Source organism: Serratia sp. A07, from assembly GCF_058725505.1.
Map to the genome: position 1 here is coordinate 1 of NZ_JBZXDO010000120.1, position 2,414 is coordinate 2,414.

Here is a 2,414-nt window from a genome sequence, read left to right on the forward strand (position 1 = left end):
TTGCCCAGCTGCGTGGTGGTCTGACCGCTGCGCCAGACGCGGTTCAGGTCGGTCTTGAAGCCGTTGACGTTGTCGACCGACTGGTTATTGATGCTGTAGTTGCCGCTCGCCACATTTCCGGCATCGCCCGCCGTGGCGCTCATCAGCGCGTTGCCCACATACGAGCCGGCGCTGGCCACCCCCTGCCCGATGCGGGTGAACAGGTAGTTCGAGAGGAACGGCACCGTCAGCGTCAGCCAGCCGGCAACGCCCGCCAGGGTGGTGGCATCAGACATCACCTGGTTCTCGTTGGACAGCGTCGGGCCGGCGCCCTTGAGCATATAGGCACTGGTGAAGTTGACGATGAAGTTCAGGATGGAGAACATCAGTGGCCACATCATCAGGCTGGCGAACCAGCCGAGGTAGCTCTTCACCACCGGCCAGGCCATCTCGCGCACAAACATCAGCAGCAGCATCAGCGGGAACAGGCAAACGAACATCACCATGAACACCGTATGCAGCAGCGGCATCACCTGGCTGGCCATCTGGTAGCCGCTGTGATGGGTGAGCTTGAGTTTCATCAGCGACATTTCCGAGTTCATGTCGACCAGCGACCCCATGTCGCCCATCGAGCGACTGTAGCTGTTGAGGCCGCGCTTGATGCCGGCAATCATCACGTTTTGCTTGAGGATGTCGCTCGACGACTTGCCTGCCTCAAAGAAGTAGTTGTATGACCCTTCCAGGTACTGCGGCAGTACCGTGGTATTGTTGCGCAGCCCCGGCAGCATGCGTTGCACCAGTCGCAGGAAGCTGCCGCCGTTTTGTCCGCTTTCCGCCGCTATCTGACTGCGGATGGTGGGGGTGACCTCGATGCACGATTTGTAAACCGTGTCCGTGCCGGTGTTGAACATGATGCCGCGCAGCGGGCTGGGCTTTTTGAATATCAGGGCATCGATGTCCCTGGACTGCATAAGCTGGCTGACCGTGTATTTGTGGTTGAGCTGCACATCGGGAATGATGCAGTTCTTCACGTATTCGTTGAAGTTCTCCGCCAGCACCTCATTCTTGAGTCTGACGACGAACGATTCCTGCATCAGGCGCGTGCCGAACATCATGCCGGTTTGCGAGTAGGCCCGCTCTGCCGGCAGGTGCAGGATATCCTCAAACCCGGTCGACAGGGTGATGGAGGCCGTCGTCATCAGCCACATCGGCACCGCCAGCCCCATCGGGACGTTGTCGACCCGCCCTATCTCCTGCGGCCGGTTAAGGTCGTTGACCACCACCGTGGCACGCGGCGTGAGCAAGGCAGAGGTGACGATGACGAACGTCAGTCCCCAGCCAAACATCACCTTCGCATCATGCGTGCGCACAAAGGCAATCAGGCAGGTCAGCACGCCCAGCGTCTCGGCCAGCCACAGGATACTGCGCCAGCCGGCGGTATTGACCATGGTCGCCACAAAGTTCAGGCCCATGGTGATGATGCTGCCGTTACCCGTCACCCAAATATCCATCCGTCAGCCTCCAAATTCGTAGTTGCTCAGGGTCTTGTCGGTCAGGCTGCTGGAGAGCTGCTGGCGCATGTACCCCAGATTCTGCTCGAGTTCCATCACGCCGTTTTGCTGCACCTGAATGCGCTGTACGCGCTGGCCCAGCTGATTGCGTACCGACAGCAGGTTCTCGCGGAACCGCGCGTTTTCGTCTTCGGTATTGAGGGTGCCCGACGCCGCCGTCTCGGCCACATCCAGCAGGCCGTTGATGTAGGTCATCACCATATCGGCGGCGATATATTCCGAGAGCGAGGTCACCACCGTCGCATCCAGCCCCAGCGATGCCGAGTCAATGGTGTAACGCAGCACCTTGACGCGCGTACTGGCCACCAGAGCCTTTTCTTCATTGGTCAGGCTGGCGTCACTGCGGCTTTTGCGGAACACTTCCTGAATGATGTTGCGCACGCGCGACGTCATGCCCTTGTCAGGCGATAGCGTAAACTCGCTGGCCGAGGGCTTGAGGCACTCGTTGTTGTCGTTGCAGCGGTAGATTTTGGCGGTGCCGCCGCTGAGCAGGGTGTTGAACAGCGCCTCGCTGCCGCCCCTGGGCGCCAGGAACGTGGTATTGCCCTTTTCGTCGTATATCACCGTGCCCACCATCGACATGACGAGTTCCTTCAGCTCCCGGTCGTCGCTGATGAACTGATTGATTTTCTCGAAGGTGGACCAGGTCAGGTTGCGACTGCGGGGAATGCGTTTTTTCTCTTCCGGTGTCGCCTTGCTGAACACCTTGTCGGTCTCGTCACCCACACCGCACCCCTGCCTCGAGGCCGCCCAGTCCGAGAACATGTCGTGCTGGCCGCCGATGTCCTGGCAGATTTTCTTCGAGGCTTCCTGGGTTTTCGGCCACAGGCCGCCGACAATCGACTGCGCGGCCTGGCAGGTCGA

At 59.9% G+C, this 2,414-nt stretch carries 2 protein-coding genes; both read right to left on the reverse strand.

What is annotated here, in order from left to right; all coding sequences use genetic code 11:
• Nucleotides 1-1,490: conjugal transfer protein TraG N-terminal domain-containing protein (locus AC4PR2_RS28365; RefSeq protein ID WP_492175983.1), on the reverse strand; the 1,490-nt coding region annotated here is incomplete at its 3' end.
• A gap of 3 nt (nt 1,491-1,493) precedes the next feature.
• Nucleotides 1,494-2,414 (reverse strand): conjugal transfer protein TraH (locus tag AC4PR2_RS28370; protein WP_492175984.1); only part of this gene is annotated, 921 nt, incomplete at its 5' end.